Raw genomic sequence first — 24,924 nt, forward strand, 5'->3', positions numbered from 1 at the left:
TTTCTGGAATCGATTATGGTTATGAAATATAACCATATCAAGCGCGCCGGGGCCGTTTTTTCTCGGTGTTTACCCTAGGGCTTGCCCGCTAACAAAAGGAGACGGTCATGGACCACAAGAACCTGATTGCCATCGACATTCACACCCATGCCGAGGTGAGTTGCTGGAATCCGTTTGACAACTACGGCGAGGAGTACGACCGCGCGGCCGACAAGTATTTCCGCTCCAGCCGCCGCCCGACGATTGCCGAGACGATTGCCTACTACCGCGAGCGCAAGATTGGTCTGGTGATGTTCACGGTGGACAGCGAGTCGCAGCTCGGACGCCGGCGCATCCCGAATGAGGAGATCGCCGAAGCGGCCAAGGCCAACAGCGACATGATGATGGCCTTCGCCAGCATCGATCCGCACAAGGGCAAGATGGGCGCACGCGAGGCGCGCCGCCTGATCGAGGAGCACGGCATCAAGGGTTTCAAGTTCCACCCCACGGTGCAGGGCTGCTACCCGCAGGACAAGATGGCCTGGCCGATCTACGAGGTGATCGCCGAGTACAAGATGCCGGCCATCTTCCACACCGGGCACAGCGGCATCGGCAGCGGCATGCGCTGTGGCGGTGGCCTGCGGCTGGAGTACAGCAACCCGATGCACCTCGATGATGTGGCGATCGATTTTCCCGACATGCAGATTGTCATGGCGCACCCGAGCTTCCCGTGGCAGGACGAGGCACTGAGCGTGGCCACGCACAAGCCCAATGTCTGGATCGACCTGTCTGGCTGGAGCCCGAAGTACTTCCCGAAACAGCTGGTGCAGTACGCCAACACCCTGTTGAAGGACCGCGTGCTGTTCGGCTCCGACTACCCGCTCATCACGCCCGAACGCTGGATGAAGGATTTCGAAGAAGCCGGCTTCAAGCCGGAGGTGATGCCCGGCATTCTGAAGGACAACGCGGTGCGCCTGCTGGGGCTGAAGTAGGCGAGAGACGGGGCCTACGGCCCCGGCCCGTTCTCTGGGAGCCGGGAGCGCTTGTCATGCGCAGTGTGAACTGCTAAGGTCTCCAGTCGAAGGAATGGAGGCTTTCATGATCAGCAACTTCGAGCAGGTTCATAACCATTACGAGCGCCTGGTATTCGAGGAGGTCGTTCGCCGTGCGCCGCGGCATCCGGGGTTCACGCCCGACATGCTGGCGGATGTGGCCTGCGTGGCCTTGAATCGCTTGCCGGCGCGGTATGTCCGGCATGACGTGGATCTGATGTTCTACCTGACCGAGCAGGAGCGCCACGCCATTGAACAGTCCATGGCCGCAGCCATGGACTATGCCTTTGCCCTGGTCAGCAGCCGCAGTGCCAAAGGCACCGCTGCTGCCAACGCCAATCAGGCCTTGCCCCAGACTTCCTGAGCCGTTTCGATCACCAGGCGCAGCTTGGCGCGCTGGGCTTCGACCGCGATGTCGTTGCCGTGCACCGTGCTGGAGAAGCCGCACTGCGGCGACAGGCACAGCTGTTCCAGCGGGGCGTACTGGGCGGCTTCGTCAATGCGGCGCTTGAGGTCGTCCTTGGACTCCATGGCGCCGAACTTGGTGGTCACCAGACCCAGCACCACGATCTTGCCCTTGGGCAGGAAGCGCAGGGGGCGGAAGTCGCCGCTGCGGTCATCGTCGTACTCCAGGAAGTAGGCGTCCAGGTTCATCTCCGACAGCAGGGCCTCGGCCACTGGCTCGTAGTTGCCGGAGGCAGCGTGCGTGCTCTTGAAGTTGCCGCGGCACAGGTGCATGGCCAGCGTCATGCCGGCCGGCTTCTGCGCCACCACCTTGTTGATGAACTTGGCGTAACGATGCGGCAGCTCGTTGGGGTCGTCGCCGCGCTGACGGGCCGCTTCACGCATTTTCTCGTCGCACAGGTAGGCCAGGTTGGTGTCGTCCATCTGCACATAGGTGCAGCCGGCGGCGGCCAGTGAACGCAGCTCGTCGCCGTAAGCCTGGGCCACGTCGTCATAGAACGTTGGTTCCAGTTCGGGGTAGTGTTCCTTGCTGATGCCGGCACGGCCGCCGCGGAAGTGCAGCATGGTGGGCGAGGGAATGGTGACCTTGGCCACGCTGCCGCGGCCCGGGGTGATCTGGCTCTTGAGGTACTGGAAGTCGGCGAGCTGGATGTCCTTCACATGGCGCACCTTGTCGACCACGCGCATGACGGGCGGGGCCAGTTCCTGGGTGCCATCCGGTTTGACGATGGTGACGGGAATGTCGGACTTCACGCCGCCGATCTGCTCCAGGAAGTCGACGTGGAAGTAGGTGCGGCGGAATTCGCCGTCGGTGATGCTTTGCAGGCCGACGTCTTCCTGAAACCTGACGATTTCAGTGATGGCCTTGTCTTCCACCTTGCGCAGCTGCTCGACGGTGATTTCGCCTTTGGCTTTCTGCTCGCGCGCTTCGAGCAGGAATTTGGGGCGCAGGAAGCTGCCGACGTGGTCGGCGCGGAAGGGCGGGGTGGTGCGTAGTGTCATGGGAGTCTCCAGGAGAATCGTTGGATGGGTTAACAGCAAGCCGCCGGCATTATGGCATTCAGGGTACGGATTGCGGACGTGACGCGGTAGGAGGACTATAGTGATCAGCGCTGTCCATGCAACGGTTCTGTCCGTAGATAATGGAACGCGGTGGTTGGCTGTCTGGTTATCGCAATTTGTTATATCAATCAGTCTGAAATTGGACTTGCGAATGAATAAATTTGCGGCGACAGTTACGCGCCTTCGTCATTACGCTGTTTGGGGCTTCGCTAGCCTGAACAGTCGGGTGAAGTCATAACTCATATTAGGAGTCCCCCCATGAAAAAACGAGTGTTCCTCAGCGCCTCCGCCTTGGCGGTCATGGCCTTGTCCTCAGCTGCCGTGCTGGCCCAGGACAACACATTCAAGATCGGCCTGATCCTGCCCATGACCGGTCAGCAGGCTTCGACCGGCCGCCAGATCGAGGCCGCCGCGAAGCTGTACATGGCGCAGAACGGCGACACCGTGGCGGGCAAGAAGATCCAGCTGATCGTCAAGGACGACACCAGCATTCCTGACGTGACCAAGCGCATGGCGCAGGAACTGGTCGTGAACGAAAAGGTCAACGTACTGGCCGGCTTCGGTATCACGCCCTCGGCCCTGGCCACGGCACCGATCGCTACCCAGTCCAAGACTCCGGCCATCGTGATGGCGGCCGCCACCTCCAGCATTACCCAGGCTTCGCCCTACATCGTGCGCACCAGCTTCACGCTGCCGCAGGCTTCGGTCTCCATGGCCGACTGGGCTGCCAGCAAGGGGGGCATGAAGAAGGTGGTGACCCTGGTGAGCGACTACGGCCCGGGCATTGACGCCGAAAAGTTCTTCAAGGACCGCTTCATTTTCAACGGTGGCACCATCGTCGAGAGCCTGCGCGTGCCGATGCGCAACCCCGACTTCGCGCCCTTCCTGCAGAAGGTGCGTGATGCCAAGCCCGACGCTCTGTTCGTCTTCGTGCCGTCCGGCGCTGGCGCTGCGGTCATGAAGCAGTTCCTGGAGCGCGGCATGGACAAGGCCGGCATCAAGCTGATCGGCACCGGCGACATCACCGATGACGATCAACTGAACGACATGGGCGATGGCGCCCTGGGCGTGGTCACGGCACACCACTATGCTGCTGCCCACCCTTCGGCCATGAACAAGAAGTTCGTGGAAGCCTTCAAGAAGGCCAACAAGGGCATGCGCCCCAACTTCATGGCCGTGGGTGGCTATGACGGCATGCGCGTGATCTACGAAGCGCTCAAGGCCACCAAGGGTCAGGGCGGTGGCGATGCCCTGCTGGCAGCCATGAAGGGTCAGACCTTTGAAAGCCCGCGCGGCCCGATGTTCATCGATGCGCAGACCCGTGACGTGGTCCAGAACATCTACCTGCGCAAGGTGGAGCGTGTCGGCGGCGAGCTGCACAACGTGGAATTTGACGTGATCAAGGACGTCAAGGACCCGGGCAAGTCCAAGTGATACGCCGTCCATGGATGTCGCCTTCCTGGCGGCATCCATGGATTTTTTTTGCCTTGACCTGACGTGAAGAGTTCATGCTGACGATTCTGTTTGATGGCATTGCCTACGGCATGCTGCTGTTTATCCTGGCGGTCGGTCTGGCCGTGACCATGGGTTTGATGAACTTCATCAACCTGGCGCACGGTGCCTTCGCCATGGTGGGGGGCTACACCACGGTGGTGCTGATGCAGCGCTACGATGTGCCTTTCCTTCTGTGCCTGCCGATCGCCTTTGTGGTCGTGGCCTTGCTGGGTGCCGTGCTGGAACGCACGCTGTACCGGCCCATGTACCGCAAGCCGCACCTGGACCAGGTGCTGTTTTCCATCGGCCTGACCTTCATGGCCGTGGCGGCCATGGACTACTTCATGACCTCCAGCCAGCAGATCGTCCAGCTGCCCGAGTGGCTCAAGGGACGTACCGAGCTGGGCGAGGGCGCCCTGATGCTGGGCATGGGTCACTACCGCCTGTTCATCATTGCCGTCTGCGCTGCCTTGACGGTGGCCTTGCAGTACATCCTGGCCAAGACCCGTTTCGGCAGCCGTCTGCGTGCGTCGGTGGACGACCAGCGCGTCGCCGCCGGCCTGGGTATTAATGTCAACGTGGTGTTCCTCTCGACGTTCGCCGTCGGCTCCGGTCTGGCGGGCCTCGGTGGCGCGCTGGGTGCCGAAGTGATGGGCATGGATCCCAGTTTCCCCTTGAAAAACATGGTCTATTTTCTGATCGTGGTGGCCGTGGGTGGTACCTCGTCCATCACCGGCCCGTTGCTGGCCGCGCTGCTGCTGGGCATCGCGGATGTGGCGGGCAAGTACTACATTCCGACCTTCGGTGCCTTCATCGTCTATGCGCTGATGATCGCCATCCTGATCTGGCGCCCGCAAGGCCTGTTCGTGCGCAAGGGGGGCAAGGCATGATGAATGCACAGCAATCCCTGTACAACAGCCGTCGCTGGAAGGTCTGGGAGCCGGTGCTCTGGCTGCTGGCCCTGGCGCTGCCCTACGTGCTGGGCAGCCACGCGCTGATCATCAACGAAATCGCCATCGTCGCGCTGTTTGCCGTCTCGCTGGACCTGATCCTCGGCTACACCGGCATCGTTTCACTCGGTCATGCCGCCTTCTTCGGCATGGGGGCCTATGCGGCGGCCCTGTTCGCCAAGCTGGTGATGCCCGATCCGCTGGTCGGCCTGGCTTTCGGCATTGCGGTCGCCACGTTGCTGGGCGCGCTGTGCTCCTTCACCATCATGCGCGGCTCCGACCTGACCCGCCTGATGGTGACGCTGGGTGTGGGCATGCTTCTGATGGAGCTGGCCAACAAGCTGGACTGGCTGACCGGCGGTGCCGACGGCCTGCAGGGCGTGCTGATGGGGCCCGTGCTCGGTCGTTTCGAATTCGACCTGCAGGGCCAGGTGGCTGCCTGGTACTCGATTTCCGTCACGCTGGTGTTCCTTTTCCTGGTGCGACGCCTGGTGAACTCGCCGTTTGGCGCCACGCTGACCGCCATCCGCGACAACCGCCTGCGCGCCATGGCCATCGGCATTCCGGTGACCTCGCGTCTGGCCGTGATCTACACCATTGCTGCCGGCGTGGCCGGTGCGGCTGGCGCCCTGCTGGCGCAGACCACCGGTTTTGCCTCGATTGATGTGTTCGCCTTCGACCGCTCGGCTGATCTCGTGTTGCTGCTGGTGATTGGCGGTACCGGCTGGCTGTACGGCGGCGTGGCCGGCGCGATCGTGTTCAAGATCATGCAGGACCTGATTTCATCCATCACACCGCAGTACTGGACCTTCTGGATCGGCCTGTTCCTGGTCGTTCTGATGCTGGTCGGTCGTGAGCGTCTGATCCGTCCCTGGACCTGGTTTGGGGGCAAAAAGTAATGAGCAATCCTGAAATCGTTCTGTCCGCGCAAGGGCTGGTCAAGCGCTTCGGTGGCATCACGGCCACCGGCAACGTCAACCTCGACCTGCGCAAAGGCGCGCGTCACGCGCTGATCGGCCCCAATGGCGCCGGCAAGACCACGCTGATCAACCTGCTGACCGGCGTGCTCGAGCCCACCGAAGGCCGCATCCTGCTCGAAGGCGAAGACATCACCAACCTGGCACCGCACCAGCGTGTGCGCCGCGGCATGGTCCGTACCTTCCAGATCAACCAGCTGTTCGACACGCTCACACCGCTGGAGACCCTGGCGCTGACAGTGTCGCAGCACCAGGGGCTGGGCAGCAAGTGGTGGCAGGCGCTGGGCCGTCGTACCCAGGTGGCCGAGCGTTGCGAGCAACTGCTGGAGCAGTTCCACCTGACCGAGGTGATGAACCAGAAGACCAATGTGCTGGCCTACGGCAAACGCCGTCTGCTGGAGATCGCCATTGCGCTGGCCTGCGAGCCGCGCGTGCTGCTGCTCGACGAGCCGGTGGCGGGTGTGCCCGCGGGCGAGCGCGAGGAATTGCTGCAGACCGTGGCGGCCCTGCCGGCCGATGTGTCGGTGCTCCTGATTGAACATGACATGGATCTCGTATTTAGTTTTGCCAACCGCATGACGGTGCTGGTCAACGGCACGGTGCTGACCGAGGGTGACCCGGACACCATTGCCAACGACCCGCAGGTCAAGGCGGTCTACCTCGGCCACGGCGAGGAGTTGGCGCATGGCTGATCTGCTCAAAGTCGAAAACCTGAGCGCCGGCTACGGCGAAGCCGTGGTGTTGCACGACGTGTCGGTGTCCCTGAAGCAGGGCGACACGCTGGCGCTGCTCGGTCGCAACGGCACCGGCAAGACCACCTTCATGAACACCCTGGCCGGCGCCACGCGCCAGCACGGCGGCACCATCACGCTCGACGGCGTGGCCCTGCACAAGGTGCCGCTGCACGAGCGTGCCGGTGCCGGCATTGGCTGGGTGCCGCAAGAGCGCAACATCTTCAAGTCGCTCACGGTGGACGAGAACCTGACCGCCGTGGCCCGTCCCGGTGCCTGGACGCCGGCGCGCGTGTACGAGATGTTCCCGCGTCTGGCCGAGCGCAAGACCAACCTGGGCACCCAGCTCTCGGGTGGCGAGCAGCAGATGCTGGCCGTCGGCCGCGCGCTGGTGCTCAATCCCAAGTTGCTGCTGCTGGACGAGCCGCTTGAAGGCCTGGCGCCCATCATCGTGCAGGAACTGCTGCGCGCCATCCGCCGCATCACGCGCGAAGAGGGCCTCTCGGCCATCATCGTCGAGCAGCATCCGCAGGCCATCCTGGCCATCTCGGATGTGGCCGCCGTGCTGGACCGCGGCACCGTGGTGCATGCCAGCAGCGCCAGGGCGCTGCAGGAACAACCCGAACTGCTGGATCGACTGCTGGGCGTGGCACGCTGACCTTGCTATCAAAAGGGTAGCTGTTCGCGCCCTTTTGATGAGGGGTAGAGCATGATTTCGACAATGTTTCGGTGTGTGGCCGGCGTGCTGCTGGCCGGCGTGCTGGCCACGCAGGCTGGCGCACAAGGCTTTCCGAGCAAACCCATTCGCCTGGTGGTGCCCAACGCGCCCGGTGGTGCGGCCGACCTGACCGCGCGCGCCGTCGGCCAGAAGCTTGGCGAGACGCTGGGCCAGCCGGTGGTGATCGACAACAAACCCGGCGCTGGCGGCGTGGCCGCTGGCGAGGCGGTGGCCAAGGCCGTGCCCGACGGCCACACCCTGTTGCTGATTTCGAGCGGCACCGCCGTCAGTGCCTCGCTCTTCAAGTCGCTGCCCTTCGACACCGTGAAAGACTTCATCCCGGTCGCGCCGCTGGCCACCTTCGATCTGGTGATCGTGGCACCTGAAGGCGGGCGCTTCAAGACCTTGGGAGAACTCGTGGCCTATGCGCGCGCCAACCCGGGCAAGCTCAACATCGGCACACCCAACATCGGCACCACGCAGAACCTGGCGGCCGAGCTGTTCAAGTCGGCCGCTGGCATCGACGTGCAGATCGTGCCCTTCAACGGCACGCCGGCGGTGATCAACGCGCTGCGTGGTGGCCAGATCGATGCCGGCCTCGACATCCTCAGTCCGCTGCTGGCGCAGATCAAGGCGCGTGCACTGCACCCGCTGGCCATCACCGGTGACAAGCGCTCGCGCGTGCTGCCGGATGTTCCCACCGCCCGGGAAGCCGGCGTCAACGGGTTTGTGGCCGCGTCCTGGAACGGCCTGGCGGTGCCGGCGAAGACGCCGAAGGAGGTGGTAGCGCGCCTGAACCGCGACGTGGTTGCCGCGCTGAAGGACCCGGTGGTGAAGAAGAAGCTGGAAGACCTCAACCTTGACCCGCACCCCGGCACGCCCGAGCAGGCGGCAGCCCTGCTGAACGACGACATCCGCCGCTGGGGCGGTGTCATCGAGCGCGCCAAGCTGCCGAAGCAATAAGGCCTGGGCACGGGGAAGCACAAGGGGGGCGTTGTCGTCACGTGCCGGTGTGTCTGACGGCATCGGCAAAGCGGCGCGTTGGCAGGACCACGCCGATCGCCTGCTGCTACAGGCGCTACAAAATAGATAGCGCCTGGCGCATATTCAACAAGGGATGAAGCCGGATTTTGTTCTGGTCTGAGGCGCTTACAGCGTGGCTTCCACCATGCGTCGCAATTCCGGCGTGAGCGCTGGCATGAGACCGAACCACGCCTGGAACGCCGGGCGCGCCTGGTTCAGCAACATGCCCAGGCCGTTGACGGTGGCGTTGCCGCGCTGGCGTGCGGCAGCCAGCAGCGGCGTTTCCAGCGGCACGTAGATGATGTCCGACACCAGGGCGTGCTTGGGCAGGTGGTCGAGCGAGAGTTCCAGCGGGTCCTGGCCCTTCATGCCCAGGCTGGTGGTGTTGACCAGCAGCGCCACGTCGGCCAGCGCCTCATGCCGCTGTTCCCACGGAACGGCCTTCACCGGTGCGCCGAATTCCTGTGCCAGCGCCAGCGCCTTGTCCCCGCTGCGGTTGCACAGACGGATCTCCTTCGCGCCGCGTTCGGCCAGTGCCACCAGGATGGCGCGCGAAGCGCCGCCGGCGCCCAGCACCGTCACCGGGCCGGCATCGGCGCGCCAGCCGGGTTGGGCGTCGAGCAGGCTCTGGATGAAACCGAAAGCATCAGTGTTGTAGCCGCTCAGGGCGCCGTCGGCCTCCACTACCACGGTGTTGATGGCGCCGATGCGCTGGGCCAGCGGGTCGATGCGGTCCACCAGCGGCATGGCGGCCACCTTGTGCGGAATGGTGATGTTGCAGCCGGCAAAACCCAGGGCGCGCAGGCCGCGCACGGCGTCGCCAATCAGTTCGGGCTGCACCGGCAGCAGCACGTAGCTGCCATTCAGACCGTACTGGCGGATCCAGTGGTTGTGGATGGCGGGGGAGCGCGAGTGCGCCACCGGCCAGCCCATCACGCCGGCCAGGGTGTAGTTGTTGTCAGTTGCCATGGTGTTCTCGCTCAGGGGTCGTTATTGTGCCGTCCGCTCGGTGGCGCCGAACACCTGGCCAGCCACCTCCTGGATGAGTTCCAGCATGGCCTGCTGCGTCATGGTGGTGGTGCGGCTGGCGGCCGTGGCCAGCGCCAGCTTGCTGCTCAGCCTGGGCTTGACGATGGGGCGGGCCAGGTAGGCCTCGGGCTGGGTCGAGGTCGTCAGTGCGTATTTCGACAGGATGGCGTGGCCCGCGCCGTCGGCCACCAGGTCGAGGATGGCGGCCACGCCGTCGATCTCCAGACTGATGTTGGGTTTGCAGCCGATGCCGGCCATCTCGGTCTCCACCGTCATGCGGATGGCGTTCGGGCGGCTCGGAATCACCAGCGGCAAGGCGCTCACTTCCTTCAGGCTGACTGGCGTGGCTCTGGCCTTGGCTTCGCGTGGGCCGATCAGGAACAGCTCTTCCTCCATCAGCGGCAGGGTGTCAAGTTCGGGGGTGGGCGAGGGGTTGTAGAGCAAGGCAATGTCCAGCCGTCCGGTCAACAGCCCCTCCTGCATGGAAATCGTCAGGCCTTCACTGATGGACAGCGCCGCGTTGGGCAGGCGCTTGCGGAATTCGCGCGTCAGCGGCACCGTCATCATCTTGGCAATGCTGGGTGGCAGGCCCACGGCCACGCGGCCTGCCAGGGCGCCGCGCACCCGGCCCAGGTCTTCGCGGGCACGCTCCACCTGGTGCAGGATGCCGCGGCCGTGCTCCAGCAGCAGTTTGCCGGCCTCGGTGGTGGTGACGCCGCGGCCGTTGCGCAGCAGCAGGTTCTGCCGCAACTCCACCTCCAGCAGGCGCACCTGGCGGCTCAGCGCCGGCTGGGCGATGTCCAGCACGCTGGAGGCGCGGGTGAAACTGCCGAGTTCGGCCACCCGGACGAAGTATTCAAGTTGCTTGAGGTCCACTTTTTTTAGGGCATAGCTTTCTCGCAATTATGCCGAATTGTGATACCTGCTAGAAACCGCCACACCTTGGCGCCAACCCTTGCCAAGGCCACAATCCCTGGGTTCATCCTAGAAGCTGGCAGTGTTCATGACGACCGAAATCAAAGGCATCTCTTCCATGGCCACCCGTTTGGTGCTGGCCGAGCTGGTGGACGCGTTCCAGCGCCGCACCGGCAACCGTGTAGCCATCGAATCGGTGGGCGGGGTGGACGCCGCCAAGCGCGTGCAGGCTGGCGAGGCGTTTGACGTCGTCATCCTGGCCTCCGACGCCATCGACAAGCTGATCGCCTCCGGCCATGTGCAGCCTGACAGCAAGGTCGACTTGGTGCGCTCGGGCGTGGCGGTGGCCGTGCGCGCCGGGGCACCCAAGCCCGACATCTCAAGCGAAGACGCGGTGCGTGCCGCTGTGCTGGCCGCACGCAACATCAGTTATTCCACCGGCCCGAGCGGCGTGGCGCTGGCCAAGCTGTTCGAGCGCTGGGGCATTGCAGAAGAAATCAAGGACCGCATCGTCACCCCGCCGCCGGGCACCCCGGTCGGCAGCCTGGTGGCCAAGGGCGAGGTCGAGCTGGGTTTCCAGCAGCTGAGCGAACTGATCAACCTCGAGGGCATCACTGTGCTCGGCCCGCTGCCGGCGGCGATCCAGATCATCACCACTTTCTCGGCCGGTGTGTGTGCCGGCAGCCAGCAGGGCGATGCCGTGCGTGCCATGCTGACCGACATGAACACCCCCGAGGCTGCGGCAGCCAAACTGCGCCAAGGCATGGAGCCAGCCGCGGCCTGATGAATTGCATTTGAATCCCAGGAGACTTTTATGAAACAACCCATGATCATCGACTGCCACGGCCACTACACCACCGCACCGAAGGCGCTGGAGAACTGGCGCAACCAGCAGATTGCCGGCATCAAGGACCCGGCTGTCATGCCGAAGGTGGCCGACCTCAAGATCAGCGACGACGAGCTGCGCGAGTCGATCGAGACCAACCAGTTGCGTCTGATGAAAGAGCGCGGCTCCGACCTCACCATCTTCAGCCCGCGCGCCAGCTTCATGGCGCATCACATCGGCGACTTCAATGTGTCGTCCACCTGGGCTGCCATCTGCAACGAGCTCTGCTACCGCGTCAGCCAGCTGTTCCCGGACAACTTCGTGCCGGCCGCCATGCTGCCGCAGTCGCCCGGCGTTGATCCTGCCACCTGCATTCCCGAGCTGGAGAAGTGCGTCAAGGAATACGGCAACGTCGGCATCAACCTGAACCCCGATCCGAGTGGCGGCCACTGGACCAGCCCGCCGCTGACCGACCGGCAGTGGTACCCCATCTACGAAAAGATGGTGGAGTACGACATCCCGGCCATGATCCACGTCTCCACCAGCTGCAATGCCTGCTTCCACACCACCGGCGCGCACTACCTGAACGCCGACACCACGGCCTTCATGCAGCTGATCCAGGGCGACCTGTTCAAGGACTTCCCGACGCTGAAGTTCATCATTCCCCATGGCGGCGGCGCCGTGCCTTACCACTGGGGCCGTTTCCGTGGTCTGGCGCAGGAAATGAAAAAGCCGCTGCTGAAGGACCACCTGCTGAACAACGTCTTCTTCGACACCTGTGTCTACCACCAGCCCGGCATCGACCTGCTGACCAAGGTGATCCCGGTCGACAACATCCTGTTCGCCTCCGAGATGATCGGTGCCGTGCGCGGCATCGACCCCGAGACCGGCAACTACTACGACGACACCAAGCGCTACATCCAGGCTTCCAACATCCTGAACGACGAGCACCGCTACAAGGTCTATGAAGGCAATGCCCGCCGCGTGTTCCCGCGCCTGGACGCCGCCCTCAAGGCCAAGGGCAAATAAGCCCACGCAACCCATCCAAGAACCCCCTACGAGGACAACACCATGAGCATCAACGGACCCCTGGGCATCGTCAAACGCAACATCGTGCGCGCCGATGCCGCCGCCACTGACAAACTGGGCAAGTACGGTGTGGCCACCGTGCACGAGGCGCAAGGCCGTGTCGGCCTGATGCAGTCCTACATGCGTCCCATCTACGCCGGCGCCAAGATCTCCGGCACCGCCGTCACCGTGCTGCTGCACCCCGGTGACAACTGGATGCTGCACGTCGTCGCCGAGCAGATCAAACCCGGCGACATCGTCGTGGCCGCGCTCTCTGCCCCCAACACCGACGGCTTCTTTGGTGACCTGTTGGCCACCAGCTTCAAGGCCCGCGGCGCCCGCGGCCTGATCATCGACGGCGGCTGCCGCGACGTGGCCGAACTCAAGGCCATGGACTTCCCGGTCTGGAGCCGCGCCATCAGCGCCAAAGGCACCATCAAGGCCACGCTCGGCTCGGTCAATGTCCCGGTGGTGTGCGCCGGCATGATCGTCAACCCCGGTGATGCCATCGTGGCCGATGACGACGGTGTCGTCGTGGTCAATGCTGCCGACGCCCAGAAGGTGGCCGATGCCGCCGAGGCGCGCGAAGCCAACGAAGGCGAGAAACGCGCCAAGCTGGCCGCTGGCGTGCTGGGGCTGGACATGTACAAGTTCCGCGAGCCGCTGGAAAAGCTAGGCCTGAAGTACATCGACTGAGCTACGCAGCAAGGGCGCTCGCGCGCATGCCACGGCTGGCCGCTTCATCCAAGGCGGCCGCGGGCGGCGAGCAAGGCGTTCTGACAGTCCTACATCACGAGGAGAAGCACATCATGGTCGGAGTCGGTTTTCAGCAGGCACGTCGCCAAGCCTTCTGCTGGGTGGTGGGCATCCTTACCTTGGCCAGTCCGCTTGCGCAAGCCCAGCAGTTCCCGACCAGGCCGGTGAAGATCGTTGTCGGTTATTCCGCCGGCGGCGCCGTGGACGCCGTGGCCCGTGCCGTGGGGCAGGCCATGTCGACCAGCCTGGGCCAGTCCTTCGTGATTGAGAACAAGCCGGGTGCCGGCACCAACATCGCCGTCAAGTCGGTGATCGCCGCTGAGCCCGATGGCTACACCCTGATGATGGCGGCCAATGCACTGGCGGCCAACATGGCGCTGTACCAGCCGGCCCCGTTCGACGCCGAGCGTGACCTGGTGCCGGTGTCCCTTGTCGGGCGTGTGCCGGTAGTGATTGCGGCCAATGCCAACGCACCCTACGCCAACATTGCCCAGCTGATCGCCGCGGCCAAGGCCAAGCCGGGCAGCATTTCCTTTGCCTCGCCGGGCAATGGCTCCACGCCGCACATGGCGATCGAGTTCTTCAAGCGTGCCGCTGGCATCTCCCTGCTGCACATTCCCTACCGCGGCGGCTCACAGGCGTTGACGGACGTGATCGGCGGCCAGCTGCCACTGGCAGCCATGAATGCGCTGGAAGTACAGCCGCACGTGAAAAGCGGCAAGCTGAAAGTCCTGGCCGTGCTGAGCCCGAACCGCACCGTGATCTTCCCCGACGCACCGACCATTGCCGAGTCCGGCTACCCCGGCTTCGAAGCCTCGGTCTGGTACGGCCTGGTGGCACCGGCCGCCACTCCCAAGGCGGTGGTGGCCAAGCTGCACGCTGAAGTGCAGAAGGCCTTGCAGACCAAGGAAGTGCGCGAGCGCATGACGGCCGTGGGTGGCGAGGTCATTCCCGGCAGCGCCGAGCAGTTTGGTGCCCTGATCCGCTCCGAGCGCCAGCGCTACGAGAAGCTGGTACGCGAAGCCAACATCAAACCCGATTGAAATCCAACTGAGAGAGCAAGACTGCAATGAGCAAACCGACAACAGGCCCGTTCGAAAAAACCGCCGGCTGGATGGACTGGTACACCGGCCCGAGCAAGCCGCGCTTCCAGCTGCCCGCAGGCGCGGTGGACGCACACTGCCACGTGTTCGGCCCCGGTGCCGAGTTTCCCTACGCCCCTGAGCGCAAGTACACCCCGTGTGACGCCTCCAAGGCCCAGCTGTTCGCCCTGCGCGACCACCTGGGTTTTGCGCGCAACGTGATCGTGCAGGCCACCTGCCACGGTGCCGACAACCGCGCCATGGTGGACGCCTGCGTGTCGTCGAACGGCAAGGCCCGTGGCGTGGCCACCGTCAAGCGCAGCGTCACCGACCAGGAACTTCAGGCCATGCACGACGCCGGTGTGCGCGGCGTGCGCTTCAACTTCGTCAAGCGCCTGGTGGACTTCACGCCCAAGGACGAGCTGATGGAGATCGCCGGCCGTATTGCCAAGTTCGGCTGGCATGTGGTGATCTATTTCGAGGCGGTGGACCTGCCCGAACTGTGGGACTTCTTCACCGCGCTGCCCACCACTGTGGTGGTGGACCACATGGGCCGACCCGATGTGAGCAAGCCGATCGATGGTCCCGAGTTCGAACTGTTCGTGAAGTTCATGCGCGAGCACAAGAACGTGTGGAGCAAGGTGAGCTGCCCGGAGCGCCTGTCGGTCACCGGCCCCAAGGCACTGAACGGCGAGCAGGCCGCCTACCGCGACGTGGTACCGTTTGCCAAGCGCATCGTGGAAGAGTTCCCCGACCGCGTGCTGTGGGGTACTGACTGGCCGCACCCCAACCTGAAGGACCACATGCCCGACGATGGCCTGCTGGTGGATTTCATTCCCCACATCGCCCCCACGGCCGAGCTGCAGAAGAAGCTGCTGGTGGACAATCCCATGCGCCTGTACTGGCCCGAGGAAGTGAAATAAGGAGCCCGTATGTCACTTGAAAAACCCTACCTGGACGTGCCCGGCACGACCATCTTCGATGCTGAGCAAAGCCGCAAGGGCTACTGGCTCAACCAGTTCTGCATGTCGCTCATGAAGGCCGAGAACCGCGAGCGCTTCAAGGCCGACCAGCGCAAGTACCTGGACGAGTGGCCGATGACGGAAGAGCAGAAGCAGGCCGTGCTGGCCGCCGACCTGAATCGCGCCATCGCCCTGGGCGGCAACATCTATTTCCTGGCCAAGCTGGGTGCCACGCATGGCAAGAGCTTCCAGCAGATGGCTGGCTCCATGACCGGCATGACCGAAGAAGAGTACCGCGACATGATGCTGGCCGGCGGCCGCTCTGCCGAGGGCAATCGCTACGCCGGCGAAAACGGCAGCGCGCAACCGCAGAACCAGCCGCAGGGCCACGGCACCGGCAAGCTCCTCTGAAAGTAAAACGAACATGGCCAAGATCACCGCATCCGTCTACACCTCGCATGTGCCCGCCATCGGCGCGGCCATCGACTTGGGCAAGACCACTGAACCCTACTGGCAACCCCTGTTCAAGGGTTACGACTTCTCCAAACAGTGGTTCAAGGACAACAAGCCCGACGTCATCTTCCTCGTCTACAACGACCACGCCACCGCCTTCAGCCTGGAGATGATCCCGACTTTCGCCATCGGCACCGCCGCTGAATACCAGCCGGCCGACGAAGGCTGGGGCCACCGCCCGGTACCCGTGGTCAAGGGCCACCCCGAGCTGGCCTCGCACATCGCGCAAAGCGTGATCCAGCAGGACTTCGACCTCACCATCGTCAACAAGATGGACGTCGACCACGGCCTGACCGTGCCGATGTCGCTGGTGTGCGGCACGCCGCCCCAGGAACACTTCGAGTGGCCCTGCCCGGTGATCCCGTTTGCCGTCAACGTGGTGCAGTACCCGGTGCCGTCCGGCCGCCGCTGCTTCGAGCTCGGCAAGGCCATCCGCAAAGCGGTGGAAAGCTTCGACAAGGACCTCAACGTGCAGATCTGGGGCACCGGCGGCATGAGCCACCAGCTGCAGGGCCCGCGCGCCGGCCTGATCAACAAGGAGTGGGACAACGCCTTTCTCGACAAGCTGATTGCCGACCCGGTTGGCCTGTCCGAGATGCCGCACATCGACTATGTGCGCGAAGCCGGCAGCGAAGGCATCGAACTGGTGATGTGGCTGATCGCCCGCGGTGCCATGGCCGACATCGACGGCGGCAAGCCGCCCAAAGTGGCGCACCGCTTCTACCATGTGCCGGCGTCGAACACGGCCGTTGGTCACCTGATTCTCGAGAACCAGCGCTAAGCCGCAAGGCGGATGCGCTACAAGGAGTACCTATGAGCAAAACCATCAAAGTCGCCCTGGCGGGCGCCGGTGCCTTCGGCATCAAACACCTGGACGGCATCAAGAACATCGACGGCGTGGAAGTCGTTTCGCTGATCAGCCGCGACCTGGAGAAAACCAAGGAAGTGGCCGACAAGTACGGCATTGGCCACGTCACCACCAAGCTGGAAGACAGCTTGGCGCTGAAGGAGGTGGACGCCGTCATCCTGTGCACGCCGACGCAGATGCACGCCTCGCAAAGCATTGCCTGCCTGAAGGCCGGCAAGCACGTGCAGGTGGAGATTCCGCTGGCCGACAGCTGGAAAGATGCACAGGAAGTGGTGGAGCTGCAGAAGAAGACCGGGCTGGTCGCCATGTGCGGCCACACCCGCCGCTTCAACCCCAGCCACCAGTACGTGCACAAGAAGATCCAGGCCGGTGAATTCAACATCCAGCAGATGGATGTGCAGACCTATTTCTTCCGCCGCACCAACATGAACGCGCTGGGCCAGGCCCGCAGCTGGACCGACCACCTGCTGTGGCACCACGCCGCTCACACCGTGGACCTGTTCGCCTACCAGTGCGGCAGCCCGATCGTGAAGGCCAACGCCATCCAGGGCCCGATCCACCCGACGCTGGGCATCGCCATGGACATGAGCATCCAGCTCAAGGCCGCCAACGGCGCCATCTGCACGCTGAGCCTGTCGTTCAACAACGACGGCCCTCTCGGCACCTTCTTCCGCTACATTGGCGACAGCGCGACCTACATCGCCCGTTACGACGACCTGGTGAACGGCAAGGAAGAGAAGATCGACGTCTCCAAGGTCGATGTCTCCATGAACGGCATCGAGCTGCAGGACCGTGAGTTCTTCGCCGCCATCCGCGAAGGCCGCGAGCCCAACGCCAGCGTGGCGCAGGTGCTGCCGTGCTACCAGGTGCTGCACGACCTGGAGCAACAACTGAAATAGTGTTGAACACCCCCAGGCTGCGCGCACTTCGTGTCGCTACGCCACCCCCCTTGCAGGGGGCAACGCCAGTGGCCCGGCGAAGCCGGTTCCACGGCGTTTCCCGGTTGGGGGCATACGCCGAGGATCGTTCAAAGGAAAATGGGGTCGGACTACTCGCCGCAGGCGATGTGCTCTGACCCCGTTTCACGTTCCACGAGGAAAGCAACCATGCAACAAAGAAAACTCGGTCCCTTCGAAGTCTCCGCCCTCGCGCTGGGCTGCATGAGCCTGAGCTACGCCTACGGCGTGCCGCCGGCCCCTGAACACGGCGAGCGCGTGCTGCTCGCGGCGCTCGACGCCGGCATCACCCATTTCGACACTGCGGCCCTGTACGGCTTTGGCGTCAATGAGCAGTTGGTCGGCCGTGTGCTCAAGCGCTACCGCAGCGAAATCGTGCTCGCCAGCAAGGGCGGCATGGCTGGCGTGCAGTTCCCGGACGGCATCAAACGCGTCATCGACGGTCGGCCCGAGGCCATTCGCCAGAACTGCGAAGACAGCCTGCGCCGCCTCGGCATCGATGTGATTGACCTCTATTACCTGCACCGCTGGGACAAGAAGGTGCCGATCGAAGACAGCGTCGGCGAGCTGTCGCGCCTGGTGGAGCGAGGCCTGGTGCGTTGCATCGGTCTGTCTGAAGTGTCGGCTAGCACCATCCGCAAGGCCCATGCCGTGCACCCGCTGGCCGCCGTGCAGACCGAGTACTCGCTGTGGACGCGCAACCCTGAGATCGCGGTGCTGCAGACCTGCCGCGAGCTGGGCATCAGCTTCGTCGCCTTCAGCCCAGTGGCGCGCGGTTTCCTGTCGGCCAAGCTGCGTGACGTGGCCGCGCTGGACGCCAAGGACATCCGCCACGGCATGCCGCGCTTCGAGCCGGCCAACTACGCAGGCAACCTGAAACTGCTGCCGGCCTTTGAAGCGGTGGCGCAAGAGGCGGGTTGCACCCCGGCCCAACTGGCGCTGGCTTGGTTGCTGCACAAGGACAACAACGTCATCCCGCTGTTCGGCACCACCAGCCTGGAGCACCTGGCGGAGAACGTGGCTGCGGCCAGCGTGAAGCTCAGCCCCGAGACCATGGCCAAGGCGGAAGCCGTCATCAACCAGCACACCGTGGTGGGCAACCGCTACAGCGAGCAGAGCAACCGCGAAGTCGATACGGAAGTCTTCTGACCATGACCACCCTGATGCTCCTGCCCGGCCTGAACTGTGACGCCGCTGTCTGGGCGCCGCAGATGGCGGCACTCAAGAACGACGCCCGCTGTGTCGTGCCCGCCTGGGGCCTGCGCGACACCCTCACCGCCATGGCCGAGCAGGTGCTGGCCGAGGCGCCCACCGAGCGCTTCAGCGTGGCCGGCCACTCCATGGGCGGGCGCGTGGCGCTGGAAGTGTTCCGGCTGGCACCGCAGCGCGTCGAGCGACTGGCGTTGCTGAGCACTGGTGCCCATCCGCTGGCAGCGGGTGAGGCGGGCGAGAAGGAGCGCGCCGGGCGCATGGCGCTGCTGCAGATCGCCCGTACCCAGGGCATGCGCGCCATGGGCCAGCAGTGGGCGCGCGGCATGGTGCACCGCGACCGGCTGGACACACCGGTGTTCGAACAAGTGCTGGACATGCTGGCACGCGGCGGCGCCGAGCAGTACGCGGCGCAGATCAACGCCTTGCTCACCCGGCCGGACGCTGGCCCGCTGCTGCCCACTATCGCGTGCCCCACACTCGTGCTGACCGGCCGTGACGACGCTTGGAGCGGCCCGGCCCAGCACGAGGTCATGGCCGCCGCCATTCCGAATGCGACGCTGGCCATCATCGAACACTGTGGACACATGTGCACCATGGAGCAACCCCAGGCGGTGAACGAGGCGCTGGCGGCCTGGCTGCAGCGCTGAGTGGGTGCAGCGTTGGCCCTGTGCGGGGTTTTTTGCTATCAAATTGGAAGCTGTTGGCGCATATTCCATAAGGGCTGATGGCCAATTTTCCATGTCATTCTCTTGAGGCCCAGGCGCTGCGTGGCTGACCTGCATCAGTGCAACCCCCGGCTCGAATGTGCGATGCTTGGCGCATGAGCACTGCACCTTCTGCCACACCGGGCTTTTTGCTGGCCCCCACGCGTTTTCTGTTTTTCACCGGCAAGGGTGGGGTGGGCAAGACCTCGCTCTCTACGGCGGCGGCCATCGCGTTGGCCGATGCCGGCGAGCGCGTGCTGCTGGTCAGCACCGACGCCGCCTCCAACCTCGACGAGATGCTGGGTGTGCCGCTTTCCAACCACGCCACGCCCGTGCCCGGCGTGCCGGGCCTGAGCCTGCTCAACATCGACCCCGATGCCGCCGCCGAGGCCTACCGCCAGCGTGTGCTGGCGCAGATGGAGATCAGCGCCACGCCGGAGGAACGCGCGACCGTGCGCGAGCAGCTCTCAGGCGCCTGCACCACCGAGATTGCTGCCTTCGACGAATTCGCCGCCCTGCTGGCGAACGAGGCCAACGAAGCGCAAGCGGGGGAGGGCGAGGCGCCGCTCTACGACCATGTCATCTTCGACACCGCGCCCACCGGCCACACCCTGCGCCTCTTGAGCCTGCCCAAGGCCTGGACCGGCTTTCTGGCTGGCAACGACCGCGGTGCCTCCTGCCTCGGCCCGCACTCGGGCCTGAAGATGCAGGAAGCGCGCTTCAACGCTGCGCTGCAGACCCTGAGCAACCCGGCGCTGACCACCGTGGTGCTGGTTACCCGGCCCGACCCGCTGCCCATGCGCGAGGCCGCGCGTACCGCCGAAGAGCTGAGCACGCTGGGCCTGGCCAACCAGCGCCTGGCCATCAACGGCGTGTTCCATGCCAGCCAGCCGCACGACCCGGTGGCCAAGGCCATCGAAGCGCTGGGCCGCCAGGCCATGGAGTCGCTGCCAGACGAACTGGCCCGCCTGCCGCGCGACGAAGTGCCGCTGCGCGCGTTTGACACCGTGGGCCTGCCGGCACTGCGCGCGCTCTTGGGCAACGCACCGGCACCCAAAGCGGAAACGACAAATGCATCAAGCGCCCCGGCCTTGCCCGCGGAACCCCTGAGCCGCCTGGCCGACGAGCTGGCCGCTGTCGGCCACGGCCTCATCATGGTCATGGGCAAGGGCGGCGTGGGTAAGACCACGATTGCCGCCGCGCTGGCTGTGGGCCTGGTGCAGCGCGGCCACAGCGTGCACCTCACCACCACCGACCCCGCCGCCCACGTGGCCAGCGCCCTGAACGGCAGCCTGCCCAACCTCAAGGTCGGCCGTATCGACCCCAAGGCCGAGACTGACGCCTACATCAGCAAGATCATGGCGACCAAAGGCCGCGAGCTGGACGAGCAGGGCCGTGCGCTGCTGCTGGAAGACCTGCAGTCGCCCTGCACCGAAGAGGTGGCTGTGTTCCATGCCTTCAGCCGCGTGGTGAACGAAGCGCGCAGCGCCTTTGTGGTGCTGGACACTGCGCCCACCGGTCACTCGCTCCTGTTGATGGACGCCACCGGCGCCTACCACCGACAGATGACGCGCCAGTTTGAAGGCACGGCCAACGCCAACCACATCATCACCCCGCTCATGCGCCTGCAGGATGCAGAGATGACGCGCGTTATCCTCGTCACCCTGCCCGAGGTCACGCCGGTGAGCCAGGCCAGTGCGCTGCAGGATGACCTGCGCCGCGCCCACATCGAGCCCTGGGCCTGGGTCATCAACAAGAGCGTAGCGGCGACTGGCACCACGGACCCGCTGCTGCAAGCCCGTCTGGCCGGTGAGTTCCGCCAGACCGAACGCATTGCCAACGGGCTGGCCCGTCGCACCTTTGTGCTGCCCTGGCTGCCTGAGCCGCCGGTGGGGGTGCAGGCCTTGGGGGCGTTGACGGTTCCTGAAGCCGCTGCTGGGTAAGGGGTGTCGAGCTAGCTACAAGCGCGAGAGCCGCCACCAGGGCAAGCCATCCGAGCGCTTCAAGTCAGATTTTTCTAGGGGAAATCCATGATGCCGTCCTGCTCTGCGCCCCGTTGACATCGGGCCTAATAGTAAGCATACTTATTAAAAATTCACGCCGGCAAACGACCCATGCCAGGGTCGCAGCCGGAGCCCACATGCAGACGTGCCTCCAGGGGCCGCCTGATCCAGAAAGACGAGGAGCCCATTCATGCAGTTCTACCTAGATGGCGTCCGCGGACGCGACCCCTACATCACCGAGCCGTCCGAGTACGCCCAGGCCCACCCGCACACCGATGCTGTGCCCCAGGAACTCGACGTGCTCATCGTCGGCTGCGGCCCCGCTGGCTTGACGCTGGCCGCACAGCTCGCCGCTTTCCCGGACATCCGCACCGCCATCGTGGAGCAGAAGGATGTGCCGCTGCATCTGGGCCAGGCCGACGGCATTGCCTGCCGCACCATGGAGATGTTCGAGGCCTTCGGCTTTGCTGACCAGGTGCAAAAAGAAGCGTGCTGGATCAACGAGGTCACGTTCTGGAAGCCGGACGACCAGAACCCGCAGAACATCACACGCCACGGCCGTGTGCAGGACACGGAAGACGGCCTGTCCGAGTTTCCACACGTGGTGCTGAACCAGGCGCGCGTGCATGACTTCTACCTCGATTTCATGCGCAACTCGCCCAGCCGGCTGGAGCCGCACTATTCGCGCAAGCTGCTGGACGTGACGGTTGACCCCAAGGCCAAGGACTACCCGGTGACGGTGCGCATCGAGCGCACCGATGCCGCCCACGCGGGCCAGATCGAGACCGTGCGTGCGCGCTACGTGGTGGGCTGTGACGGCGCCCGCAGCGCGGTGCGCAAGTCCATGGGCCGCGAGCTGGTGGGCGACGCCGCCAACCAGGCCTGGGGCGTGATGGACGTGCTGGCGGTGACGGACTTTCCGGACATTCGCCACAAGGTGGCCGTGCAGTCCGCCAACGGCGGCAATCTGCTGATCATCCCGCGCGAGGGCGGCTACCTGGTGCGCCTGTACGTGGAGATGGACAAGCTGGGCGAAGACGAACGCGTGGCCCAGCGCAACATCACGGTGGACAAGCTCATTGCCTCGGCGCAGCGCATCCTGCACCCCTACACGCTGGACGTGAAAGAGGTGGCTTGGTGGTCGGTGTACGAGATCGGCCATCGCATCTGCGACAAGTACGACGACGTGCCCGTGGCCGAGGTGCCCACGCGCCTGCCGCGCGTCTTCATCGCCGGTGACGCCTGCCACACCCACAGCCCCAAGGCCGGGCAGGGCATGAACTTCTCCATGCAGGACACCTTCAACCTGGGCTGGAAGCTTGCCGCCGTGTTGCGGGGCCAGTGCCCGCCAGCGCTGCTGCACACCTACACCGAAGAGCGCCAGTTCATGGGCCATGCGCTCATCACCTTCGACCGCGAATGGGCCAAGATGATCAGCGACAAGCCCGCTGACGATGGCAGCGGCGGCGTCGACCCGAAAGAATTTCAGAAGTACTTCCAGCAGCATCTGCATTTCACGGCCGGCATGGGCACGGTGTACCGCCCCTCGGTGATCTGTGGCGACACCACGCACCAGGCGTTGGCCACGGGTTTCGAGGTGGGCCGGCGCTTCCATTCCGCACCGGTGCTGCGCGTGTCAGACGCCAAACCGCTGCAGTTGGGCCATGTGCACCGGGCCGACGGCCGCTGGCGCCTCTACGCCTTTGCCGGCGCCCAAGACCTGAGCCAGCCCACCAGCGGCCTGCTCGGCCTGTGCAAATTCCTGCAGGAGTCGCCCGACTCACCGGTGCGCCAGTACACGCGCCCGGGGCAGGACGTGGACGCCGTGTTCGACCTGCGCGCCATCTTCCAGCAGCCGCACAACGAGGTGGCCATCGACACCCTGCCCACCATCCTGTTGCCGCAGAAGGGCCGCTACGGCCTGCGCGACTACGAGAAGGTGTTCTGCGCCGACCTGAAAAACGGCCCGGACATCTTCGACCTACGCGGCGTGAACCGCACGCAAGGCGCCCTGGTGGTGGTGCGGCCCGACCAGTACATTGCCCACGTGCTGCCGCTGGACGCGCACCAGGCCCTGGCGGCCTTCTTTGCCGGCTTCATGCTGCCGAATCGTTAAGGCGCTTGCTTTGGCGCTGTCGTCCGCGGCCCTGCCTCCAGGGCTACGGACGCTTGACGGAGGTTGAACGGGTGGCTGGGGCTGAGAGAGCCCGCTGCCACGCTGGGGTAGAGCTTTTTTGCTATCAAATTGGAAGCTGCTTGCGCATATTTGGCAAGGACTAAGTGCCAATTTGAGATGTAATTCTCTTTCGGATTGGCATGGGGCTGAACGCCTAGCTACTCCGAAAGCTCAGAGGTAATGAGCGTGTAGGATTGCCCTATGGCAATCAAGAAATCAGAACTCTATTCTTCCCTCTGGCAATCCTGTGACGAGCTCCGCGGCGGCATGGATGCCAGCCAGTACAAAGACTATGTGCTGGTCATGCTTTTCGTTAAATACGTCAGCGACAAGTACGCCAATCAGCCCTTTGCTCCCATCGTCATTCCCAAGGGAGCCAGCTTCCGAGACATGGTGGCCCTGAAGGGGACGCCGCACATTGGCGACAACATCAACAAGAAGATCCTCGGGCCGTTGGCCAAAGCGAATCAGCTTGCTGACATGCCTGACTTTAACGACGCTACCAAGCTCGGTAGCGGCGATGAGCTGGTGGAGCGGTTGACGAATCTGATCGCCATCTTTGAAAATCCGGCGCTCGATTTTTCGAAAAATCGTGCTGAGGGCGACGACATTCTAGGTGATGCGTATGAATACCTCATGCGCCACTTCGCTACCGAATCGGGCAAGAGTAAGGGGCAGTTCTACACGCCGGCCGAGGTTAGCCGGGTGATGGCGAAGATCATCGGCATTCACGAGGCGACAACCACCAATGACACCACGGTGTATGACCCGACATGCGGGTCGGGCTCGCTGCTTTTGAAGGTGGGCGACGAAGCGCGTGCCAAGGTCACGCTCTATGGCCAAGAGAAAGACACCGCTACTTCCGGCCTGGCGCGGATGAACATGATCCTGCACAACAGCCCGACGGCCCTGATTAAGGGCGGCACCAGTACCCTGGCCAATCCTCTGTTCAAGGAAGACAACGGTCAGCTCAAGACTTTCGACTATGTGGTGGCCAATCCACCGTTCAGCGATAAGCGCTGGAGCACCGGCCTGAACCCGCAGCAAGACCCCTATGAGCGCTTCAAAACTTACGGCGAACCACCCGCCAAGCAGGGCGACTACGCCTACCTACTGCACATCGTGCGCTCACTCAAGAGCGCTGGCAAAGGCGCCTGCATCTTGCCGCATGGCGTGCTGTTCCGCGGTGGCGCCGAGGCGGTGATCCGGGAGAACCTAGTTAAAAAAGGTTATATCAAAGGCATCATCGGACTGCCGGCCAACCTGTTCTATGGCACCGGCATCCCGGCCTGCATCATCGTCATCGACAAGGAGAACTCGCACAACCGCAAGGGAATTTTCATGGTGGACGCCAGCGGCGGCTTCATGAAAGACGGCCCCAAGAACCGTCTGCGCGATATGGA

Annotated in this window: 24 protein-coding genes; 21 read left to right on the top strand and 3 right to left on the bottom strand. The window is 64.2% G+C overall.

The window, feature by feature from the left end:
- The first annotated feature begins 107 nt into the window (after positions 1-107).
- Together CDE01S_RS12120 and CDE01S_RS12125 are read left to right on the top strand one after the other, a co-directional pair.
- On the top strand, positions 108-971 hold the full coding sequence (locus CDE01S_RS12120) for an amidohydrolase family protein (RefSeq protein ID WP_066707722.1): 864 nt from the start codon (positions 108-110) through the stop codon (positions 969-971).
- A 106-nt stretch (positions 972-1,077) separates the two neighbouring features.
- Positions 1,078-1,395 (top strand): late competence development ComFB family protein, encoded by a 318-nt coding sequence (locus CDE01S_RS12125; protein ID WP_066707800.1) that lies wholly within the window; start codon positions 1,078-1,080, stop codon positions 1,393-1,395.
- On the opposite strand, the gene CDE01S_RS12130 is transcribed toward CDE01S_RS12125, so the two are convergent.
- Positions 1,371-2,498: a 5-methyltetrahydropteroyltriglutamate--homocysteine S-methyltransferase gene (locus CDE01S_RS12130; RefSeq protein ID WP_066707725.1), complete on the bottom strand. Its 1,128-nt coding sequence runs from the start codon at positions 2,496-2,498 to the stop codon at positions 1,371-1,373. The genes CDE01S_RS12125 and CDE01S_RS12130 overlap by 25 nt on opposite strands.
- Before the next feature lie 318 nt (positions 2,499-2,816).
- Here CDE01S_RS12130 and CDE01S_RS12135 point away from each other — a divergent pair, with 318 nt between their 5' ends.
- From CDE01S_RS12135 to CDE01S_RS12160, 6 genes are all read left to right on the top strand, one after another.
- Positions 2,817-3,992, top strand: coding sequence for an ABC transporter substrate-binding protein (locus CDE01S_RS12135; protein ID WP_066707737.1), 1,176 nt, complete (start codon positions 2,817-2,819; stop codon positions 3,990-3,992).
- 74 nt (positions 3,993-4,066) lie between these two features.
- Positions 4,067-4,942, top strand: coding sequence for a branched-chain amino acid ABC transporter permease (locus tag CDE01S_RS12140; RefSeq protein WP_066707740.1), 876 nt, complete (start codon positions 4,067-4,069; stop codon positions 4,940-4,942).
- Positions 4,942-5,901 carry a branched-chain amino acid ABC transporter permease gene (locus CDE01S_RS12145; protein WP_066707742.1) on the top strand — a complete coding sequence of 320 codons (960 nt, stop codon included), beginning with the start codon at positions 4,942-4,944 and terminating at the stop codon, positions 5,899-5,901. Before CDE01S_RS12140 ends, CDE01S_RS12145 begins: the two co-directional genes overlap by 1 nt.
- A complete protein-coding gene (locus tag CDE01S_RS12150) occupies positions 5,901-6,671 on the top strand; it encodes an ABC transporter ATP-binding protein (protein ID WP_066707745.1) in 771 nt (256 codons plus the stop codon). The genes CDE01S_RS12145 and CDE01S_RS12150 overlap by 1 nt, the downstream gene beginning before the upstream one ends.
- Complete coding sequence (locus CDE01S_RS12155; protein ID WP_066707752.1) at positions 6,664-7,368, top strand: ABC transporter ATP-binding protein; 705 nt, start codon at positions 6,664-6,666, stop codon at positions 7,366-7,368. The genes CDE01S_RS12150 and CDE01S_RS12155 overlap by 8 nt, the downstream gene beginning before the upstream one ends.
- A gap of 51 nt (positions 7,369-7,419) precedes the next feature.
- Positions 7,420-8,391 (top strand): Bug family tripartite tricarboxylate transporter substrate binding protein, encoded by a 972-nt coding sequence (locus CDE01S_RS12160; protein ID WP_066707754.1) that lies wholly within the window; start codon positions 7,420-7,422, stop codon positions 8,389-8,391.
- 186 nt (positions 8,392-8,577) lie between these two features.
- Here CDE01S_RS12160 and CDE01S_RS12165 read toward each other — a convergent pair whose 3' ends face one another.
- Both CDE01S_RS12165 and CDE01S_RS12170 read right to left on the bottom strand, forming a co-directional pair.
- A complete protein-coding gene (locus tag CDE01S_RS12165; RefSeq protein WP_066707756.1) occupies positions 8,578-9,420 on the bottom strand; it encodes a shikimate dehydrogenase in 843 nt (280 codons plus the stop codon).
- Between the two features lie 21 nt (positions 9,421-9,441).
- Complete coding sequence (locus tag CDE01S_RS12170) at positions 9,442-10,356, bottom strand: LysR substrate-binding domain-containing protein (protein WP_066707758.1); 915 nt, start codon at positions 10,354-10,356, stop codon at positions 9,442-9,444.
- A 127-nt stretch (positions 10,357-10,483) separates the two neighbouring features.
- Here CDE01S_RS12170 and CDE01S_RS12175 point away from each other — a divergent pair, with 127 nt between their 5' ends.
- From CDE01S_RS12175 to CDE01S_RS12235, 13 genes are all read left to right on the top strand, one after another.
- Positions 10,484-11,179 (top strand): substrate-binding domain-containing protein, encoded by a 696-nt coding sequence (locus tag CDE01S_RS12175; RefSeq protein WP_174525463.1) that lies wholly within the window; start codon positions 10,484-10,486, stop codon positions 11,177-11,179.
- Positions 11,180-11,221: 42 nt separating this feature from the next.
- Complete coding sequence (locus CDE01S_RS12180; RefSeq protein WP_066707769.1) at positions 11,222-12,250, top strand: amidohydrolase family protein; 1,029 nt, start codon at positions 11,222-11,224, stop codon at positions 12,248-12,250.
- 42 nt (positions 12,251-12,292) lie between these two features.
- Positions 12,293-12,985 carry a 4-carboxy-4-hydroxy-2-oxoadipate aldolase/oxaloacetate decarboxylase gene (ligK, locus tag CDE01S_RS12185; protein ID WP_066707771.1) on the top strand — a complete coding sequence of 231 codons (693 nt, stop codon included), beginning with the start codon at positions 12,293-12,295 and terminating at the stop codon, positions 12,983-12,985.
- Between the two features lie 113 nt (positions 12,986-13,098).
- Positions 13,099-14,088, top strand: coding sequence for a Bug family tripartite tricarboxylate transporter substrate binding protein (locus CDE01S_RS12190; protein WP_066707805.1), 990 nt, complete (start codon positions 13,099-13,101; stop codon positions 14,086-14,088).
- A gap of 26 nt (positions 14,089-14,114) precedes the next feature.
- Positions 14,115-15,050 (top strand): amidohydrolase family protein, encoded by a 936-nt coding sequence (locus CDE01S_RS12195; protein ID WP_066707773.1) that lies wholly within the window; start codon positions 14,115-14,117, stop codon positions 15,048-15,050.
- Between the two features lie 9 nt (positions 15,051-15,059).
- Complete coding sequence (ligA, locus tag CDE01S_RS12200) at positions 15,060-15,500, top strand: protocatechuate 4,5-dioxygenase subunit alpha (protein WP_066707776.1); 441 nt, start codon at positions 15,060-15,062, stop codon at positions 15,498-15,500.
- A gap of 13 nt (positions 15,501-15,513) precedes the next feature.
- Entirely contained in the window at positions 15,514-16,383 is an 870-nt protein-coding gene (locus CDE01S_RS12205; protein ID WP_066707778.1) for a class III extradiol dioxygenase subunit beta, read from the top strand.
- A gap of 32 nt (positions 16,384-16,415) precedes the next feature.
- The gene (locus CDE01S_RS12210) at positions 16,416-17,369 is read left to right on the top strand and encodes a Gfo/Idh/MocA family oxidoreductase (RefSeq protein WP_066707782.1); all 954 of its coding nucleotides are present in this window, start codon (positions 16,416-16,418) and stop codon (positions 17,367-17,369) included.
- A gap of 207 nt (positions 17,370-17,576) precedes the next feature.
- Positions 17,577-18,575 carry an aldo/keto reductase gene (locus CDE01S_RS12215; RefSeq protein ID WP_066707785.1) on the top strand — a complete coding sequence of 333 codons (999 nt, stop codon included), beginning with the start codon at positions 17,577-17,579 and terminating at the stop codon, positions 18,573-18,575.
- Complete coding sequence (locus tag CDE01S_RS12220; RefSeq protein ID WP_066707807.1) at positions 18,572-19,285, top strand: alpha/beta fold hydrolase; 714 nt, start codon at positions 18,572-18,574, stop codon at positions 19,283-19,285. The genes CDE01S_RS12215 and CDE01S_RS12220 overlap by 4 nt, the downstream gene beginning before the upstream one ends.
- 173 nt (positions 19,286-19,458) lie before the next feature.
- A complete protein-coding gene (gene arsA / locus CDE01S_RS12225) occupies positions 19,459-21,285 on the top strand; it encodes an arsenical pump-driving ATPase (protein WP_066707809.1) in 1,827 nt (608 codons plus the stop codon).
- A gap of 250 nt (positions 21,286-21,535) precedes the next feature.
- Positions 21,536-23,461, top strand: coding sequence for an FAD-binding monooxygenase (locus CDE01S_RS12230; protein WP_066707787.1), 1,926 nt, complete (start codon positions 21,536-21,538; stop codon positions 23,459-23,461).
- Positions 23,462-23,722: 261 nt separating this feature from the next.
- A partial coding sequence (locus CDE01S_RS12235) for a type I restriction-modification system subunit M (protein WP_157077114.1) occupies positions 23,723-24,924 on the top strand: 1,202 nt, incomplete at its 3' end.

The organism is Curvibacter delicatus NBRC 14919, assembly GCF_001592265.1.
Classification (GTDB): domain Bacteria; phylum Pseudomonadota; class Gammaproteobacteria; order Burkholderiales; family Burkholderiaceae_C; genus Hylemonella; species Hylemonella delicata.

Coding starts and splice junctions, on each gene's coding strand:
- CDE01S_RS12140 (WP_066707740.1), top strand. CDS start 4,067: ATGCTGACGATTCTGTTTGATGGCATTGCCTACGGCATGCTGCTGTTT.
- CDE01S_RS12210 (WP_066707782.1), top strand. CDS start 16,416: ATGAGCAAAACCATCAAAGTCGCCCTGGCGGGCGCCGGTGCCTTCGGC.
- CDE01S_RS12120 (WP_066707722.1), top strand. CDS start 108: ATGGACCACAAGAACCTGATTGCCATCGACATTCACACCCATGCCGAG.
- CDE01S_RS12205 (WP_066707778.1), top strand. CDS start 15,514: ATGGCCAAGATCACCGCATCCGTCTACACCTCGCATGTGCCCGCCATC.
- CDE01S_RS12215 (WP_066707785.1), top strand. CDS start 17,577: ATGCAACAAAGAAAACTCGGTCCCTTCGAAGTCTCCGCCCTCGCGCTG.
- CDE01S_RS12190 (WP_066707805.1), top strand. CDS start 13,099: ATGGTCGGAGTCGGTTTTCAGCAGGCACGTCGCCAAGCCTTCTGCTGG.
- CDE01S_RS12155 (WP_066707752.1), top strand. CDS start 6,664: ATGGCTGATCTGCTCAAAGTCGAAAACCTGAGCGCCGGCTACGGCGAA.
- CDE01S_RS12125 (WP_066707800.1), top strand. CDS start 1,078: ATGATCAGCAACTTCGAGCAGGTTCATAACCATTACGAGCGCCTGGTA.
- arsA (WP_066707809.1), top strand. CDS start 19,459: ATGAGCACTGCACCTTCTGCCACACCGGGCTTTTTGCTGGCCCCCACG.
- CDE01S_RS12230 (WP_066707787.1), top strand. CDS start 21,536: ATGCAGTTCTACCTAGATGGCGTCCGCGGACGCGACCCCTACATCACC.
- CDE01S_RS12130 (WP_066707725.1), bottom strand. CDS start 2,498: ATGACACTACGCACCACCCCGCCCTTCCGCGCCGACCACGTCGGCAGC.
- CDE01S_RS12165 (WP_066707756.1), bottom strand. CDS start 9,420: ATGGCAACTGACAACAACTACACCCTGGCCGGCGTGATGGGCTGGCCG.
- ligA (WP_066707776.1), top strand. CDS start 15,060: ATGTCACTTGAAAAACCCTACCTGGACGTGCCCGGCACGACCATCTTC.
- CDE01S_RS12180 (WP_066707769.1), top strand. CDS start 11,222: ATGATCATCGACTGCCACGGCCACTACACCACCGCACCGAAGGCGCTG.
- CDE01S_RS12175 (WP_174525463.1), top strand. CDS start 10,484: ATGACGACCGAAATCAAAGGCATCTCTTCCATGGCCACCCGTTTGGTG.
- CDE01S_RS12145 (WP_066707742.1), top strand. CDS start 4,942: ATGAATGCACAGCAATCCCTGTACAACAGCCGTCGCTGGAAGGTCTGG.
- ligK (WP_066707771.1), top strand. CDS start 12,293: ATGAGCATCAACGGACCCCTGGGCATCGTCAAACGCAACATCGTGCGC.
- CDE01S_RS12135 (WP_066707737.1), top strand. CDS start 2,817: ATGAAAAAACGAGTGTTCCTCAGCGCCTCCGCCTTGGCGGTCATGGCC.
- CDE01S_RS12195 (WP_066707773.1), top strand. CDS start 14,115: ATGAGCAAACCGACAACAGGCCCGTTCGAAAAAACCGCCGGCTGGATG.
- CDE01S_RS12160 (WP_066707754.1), top strand. CDS start 7,420: ATGATTTCGACAATGTTTCGGTGTGTGGCCGGCGTGCTGCTGGCCGGC.
- CDE01S_RS12150 (WP_066707745.1), top strand. CDS start 5,901: ATGAGCAATCCTGAAATCGTTCTGTCCGCGCAAGGGCTGGTCAAGCGC.